Here is a 334-nt window from a genome sequence, read left to right on the forward strand (position 1 = left end):
CGGCACCAACGCCCACCTCATCCTCGAACAACCCCCCACCACCACAGACACGCCCAGCGACGCCGACGCTCCGACCGACACCGAGGCTTCGGAGGCGGCTTCTTTCGAGGGGCCGTGTGTGTGGCTGCTCTCGGGCAAGTCGCCCCAGGCGCTGGCCGCGCAGGCCGCGCAGCTGCACGCGTTTGCCACCGATCATCCGGAGGTGGACGCCCGGGACATCGCTCATGCTCTGGCGACCACGCGTACCACGTTCGAGCACCGTGCCGCCGTGATCGCCCACGAGCGCACCGACCTCCTCGACGCCCTCACCGCACTCCAGGACGGCCGGCCCTCA

Annotated in this window: 1 protein-coding gene; it reads left to right on the forward strand. The window is 70.7% G+C overall.

Annotation, left to right across the window (positions count from 1 at the left end; genetic code table 11):
• Window positions 1-334, forward strand: a 334-nt coding sequence (locus tag IH48_RS34040; protein WP_037844231.1) for a ketoacyl-synthetase C-terminal extension domain-containing protein, incomplete at both ends; no start/stop codon positions are given.

Origin of the sequence: Streptomyces sp. NRRL F-5126, from assembly GCF_000721265.1 — a bacterium.
Lineage (GTDB): Bacteria > Actinomycetota > Actinomycetes > Streptomycetales > Streptomycetaceae > Streptomyces.